The sequence below is a fragment of the Dyadobacter sp. SRI_021 genome (assembly GCF_057586235.1).
Window position 1 is genome coordinate 1 of sequence record NZ_JBYCZM010000033.1, and the last position, 4,140, is coordinate 4,140.

Genomic DNA, 4,140 nt, shown 5'->3' on the forward strand with positions numbered 1-4,140 from the left:
TTTATCAGGCTCAAGAATCAATCTCGAACTTGGGTAAGCAGGTGACCGCTGCAAGAATAAAGGACAGACTTTTGGGAATTCAGGAGCGGCCCAATACCATTTGTGAAATTTTCAGGGAACACAACGAGCAAATGCGGGAGCTCGTCGGAAAGGACTTTGTAAAAACTACCTACAACAGATATGTAACGGCGCTCAAAAATTTGGAAGAATTTCTTCGCTACAAATACAATGCATCAGATATCAGGCTTGACGAACTTGATTATGATTTCATTTCGAATTATGCGTTTTACCTAAAAGCGAAACGCAATATATCACATAATGTGACAATGAAATATTTGGTGTATTTCAAGAAGATAGTTCTAATCTGCGTCAAAAAGGGATGGATACTCAGAGACCCGTTCATTGAATTCAGCTTAGCCAGGCGTGACGCGGATCGTTTCCCATTAGATGAAGACGAACTGACCGTGATTGAGGAGCGGGACTTTCGCAATGAGAGACTTACAATAGTTCGGGACATTTTTCTTTTCTGCTGTTATACGGGGTTATCTTATGCCGACGTCAAGAATCTATCGAATGCACATATTTCCAGTGGGTTTGATGGGAGAAGATGGATAACCATCAAGCGTCAAAAAACAGACATTCCGTCCCGAATTCCGCTTTTACCTGTGCCAGAAGTGATTCTTAATAAATATTGGGGACACGTCAAGTGTCAAGACGATCGCGTTCTCCCAGTCCTGAGCAACCAAAAAATGAATGCCTATCTAAAGGAGATTGGTGATGTTTGTGGAATAAATAAGGAAATTACCTTTCACCTCGCACGGCATACCTTTGCCACTACGGTCACGTTAGCTAACGATGTTGCTATTGAAAGCGTCTCGAAAATGCTGGGGCATAAGAACATTAAGACGACCCAGCACTACGCCAAAATAGTTGACAAGAAAATTAGTGTTGACATGATCTCTCTGACGGAAAAATTGAACGTTAAGATGCGAGACCGAGATTTGGTTGCTAAGCGTCAGGACAAGAGCAAGGATTGACCAAGATTTATTGATACTTTTTGAGCCGCCCAGGTTGCACGATTCTAGCGGCTCATCAATGTTTGGACTTGAAATTCTTCCGTAGTTCGAGACGGAAAGAGGATATAAGAGATAGCGTGGTTGATTCCACCTGATTTCTATGAAACATTGGTTGCTAGAATTGAGCGGTGGCCTCAAATGGAAGGGATTCGTCTCAAGGTAGAGTCAATTGTCCTTCATTTTAGCTGCGTGGGCCAGATTGGTCGGGTTGTGATAATCCACCAAGATTAGACATTCGCCCGCCCGCATCCGGCCGCTGTGACATGCAAGTTAATTAGAAATTATTTGCTTTCAGATCCGAATATTGACGAGGTATTCTTCAACCAAAGGCAGCCGAAACGGAGTCTGCCGTCTACGCAGGTCAGCAAAATAAATATATTGAAAGGGATGAGTACCAAATGTACCTGCCTCTTTCTACATATTTATACGCTATGGATACATTGGTCGCTTTTTCGAGATGTTCGATTATACGGTCGTTAAAACGTAATTTACTCGACAATTTAGGAATGTAGTTTCTGTGCCCATGACACACGTTATGTAAGCTTCCCCGCATTTAGGACAGTGTAGGATTAGACTCGAAAAGAGCTAATTTCAACTGTCGCATGAAAAAGAAAAACTACTCCGAGACCCAAATCGTGGCTATTCTCAAGCAGTATGAGGGTGGCCGTGAAGCAATGGATGTTTGCCGTGAATACGGCATTTCAAAAGCGACGCTGTTTAACTGGCGTAAAAAGTATAGCGGAATGGAAGCTGCTCAATTGAAGGAGTTAAAGGCTCTCCAGGATGAAAATCGACGATTGAAGCAGATGTTTGCCGAGCTGAGCCTGGACTATAAACTCGCCAAGGACATTATCGAAAAAAAGCTGTAGAGCCTTGTCGGCAAAGGGAACTCGTGGAGTGGGCTGTTGAAGAAAAAGTGTCCGTTGGCAGGGCTTGCCGGGTAATTGGGATACATCGTTCCAAGTGGTATTATCGAAGCAGAAAAGATGATAAGCTGGTAATTGAAAAATTACGGGCATATGCCGAAATCTACCCGACAAGGGGCTTTGATGATTACTATGGAAAGCTTCGTAATGAAGGTTTTGCTTGGAATCGAAAGAGGGTCTTACGGGTATATCGGCTGCTAAATTTGAAACACCGCCGTCGTCACAAACGCCGTTTACCAGCTCGGGTCAAGCAACCTCTGCAAGTCCTTAGCCACCCAAATAAAAGCTGGAGTATGGATTTTGTATCGGATGCCCTTGTGAGTAAACGTAAAATCCGCGTGCTGACAATTATCGATGATTGTAGCCGGGAAGTGCTGGCGGCGCATGCCGATTTTTCTCTTGCTGCTCAGCAGGTAGTTGATGTTCTGGAATTAATTGCTTTGAACAGACCATATCCAGAACAGATCCGGGTTGACAACGGACCAGAGTTCCTGGCTGACAAATTCAGGCAATGGTGTGAGAACAAAGGCATCGCGATCCATTACATTCAGCCCGGGAAACCGATGCAAAATGGTTACGTTGAAAGGCTAAACCGCACCTATCGGGAAGACGTGTTAGATGCCTATTTGTTTGAATCGCTTGAACAAGCGGCCGCCGCTGCGGTTCGTATTTTATCGGACGAATGGATGGATAATTACAATCGGCTACACCCGCATCAAGCCCTTGCCGGGATGGCACCAGCCGTATTCGCGAAGACAATGGAAAACAAAAAAGTCTAATATCTCATTGTCCTATTTAAGGTAAGGCTACACCAATGTCATCTCCGCGGCCTGGTGTCCCTGTCGAATATTAGGTTCTTTCTAAATCCCTGTGAACCTTGTATCTAGCCATTTCGTAGCATATCAGCATACGCATTAGGTAAGGGACTGCCTTCCACCGCTTTTGCGGCCCTTTCTATATCGTATGTAAAGCGAATAAATTCCACTTTTTGCTGAAAATTTACAAAGTGATTCGCCGAACTCTTTTACAGAGCTGGGCCGTTAAGTATTGCTTTGACAACTTACTCGGACCTCAATGCGTTTACGGGATTGATCAGTGCAGCTTTAACCGACTGATATCCAACTGTTACAATCGCAATCAAAAACGTTATACCGAGCGCAGCGATGAAGGTTGTCAGGTTTAGCTCGATATGGTATTGGAAATCGGCCAGGTATTTATCCACAAGCCACCATCCGATCGGAGCAGCAATAACGAAGGCGATCACGAGCAAGTGGATGAATTGTCTGCCGAAAAGCCAGACGATACTTCCCACTCCCGCGCCCAACGTCTTGCGGACCCCTATTTCTTTTTTCTTTTGGGCAACTATGAAGGAAATCAGGCCATACAGACCGAGGGAACTAATGAAGATTGCGATGCCGGCAAAGAGCCACATGAGTTGCAGAATGAGCTGATCAAGTTCATAAAAGCGTTGCAGGTGCTTGTCCAGAAACTGGTAGGAATAAATGTAATCCGGATTGGTTTCATTCCATGATTTCTGGATGAAGGCGAGCGTTGCGGCCAGGTTCTGGTTACTTACTTTCAAGGCACATTGCGAATTGTCCGCAGCGCGGGTTGTCAGGCAAACCGGGTCAATTTTTTCACGGAATGACTTGCTATGAAAGTCCTTCATCACACCGACGATGATCCCGTTTCGACCATTAATATTCACATTTTTGCCGATTACTTCCTGCGGCGATTTCACGCCGAGCTTTTCAACCGCAGTTTCGTTCAGAAGATATTCCTTGGTAGTGTCGGAAGGAACCAGGTTTCGGCCCGCCACCAGTTTTAGACCGAACATAGAGAGGTATTCAGGGTCACCGGTTTTGTAGAAAATGGTAAATTTTTCGTTCTCGGGTCTGCCCGCATACCTGATACCAGTGTCGAAATTGTTTTCAGGCGATGCTGGCGGAGCGCTCAAAAAAGCGACTTTCTCCACCCCGGGCAATTGCGAAAACCGCGCCCGCATGGCGCTCTGCTTAGCCGGGCTTGTCTCCGGCACTGACAGTAGCACGATAGCGTCTTTTTTGAAACCCATGTCTGCCTGGGTGTTGAACCGCATTTGGCCGGTGATGACGATTGTACCGATCAGAAGGGTCTGC

Annotated in this window: 4 protein-coding genes; 3 read left to right on the forward strand and 1 reads right to left on the reverse strand. The window is 45.4% G+C overall.

Translation table 11 applies throughout. The features are described from left to right. The 3 genes from AC2YIT_RS32060 to AC2YIT_RS32070 all read left to right on the forward strand — a co-directional run. Nucleotides 1-1,037, forward strand: a 1,037-nt coding sequence (locus tag AC2YIT_RS32060; RefSeq protein ID WP_487281928.1) for a site-specific integrase, incomplete at its 5' end; no start/stop codon positions are given. A 641-nt stretch (nt 1,038-1,678) separates the two neighbouring features. Then, nucleotides 1,679-1,945 carry a transposase gene (locus AC2YIT_RS32065; protein WP_430843746.1) on the forward strand — a complete coding sequence of 89 codons (267 nt, stop codon included), beginning with the start codon at nt 1,679-1,681 and terminating at the stop codon, nt 1,943-1,945. A gap of 23 nt (nt 1,946-1,968) precedes the next feature. Beyond that, a complete protein-coding gene (locus AC2YIT_RS32070) occupies nt 1,969-2,781 on the forward strand; it encodes an IS3 family transposase (RefSeq protein WP_430843747.1) in 813 nt (270 codons plus the stop codon). A 281-nt stretch (nt 2,782-3,062) separates the two neighbouring features. Here AC2YIT_RS32070 and AC2YIT_RS32075 read toward each other — a convergent pair. Beyond that, on the reverse strand, nt 3,063-4,140 hold a 1,078-nt coding region (locus AC2YIT_RS32075), incomplete at its 5' end, for an ABC transporter permease (RefSeq protein WP_487281929.1).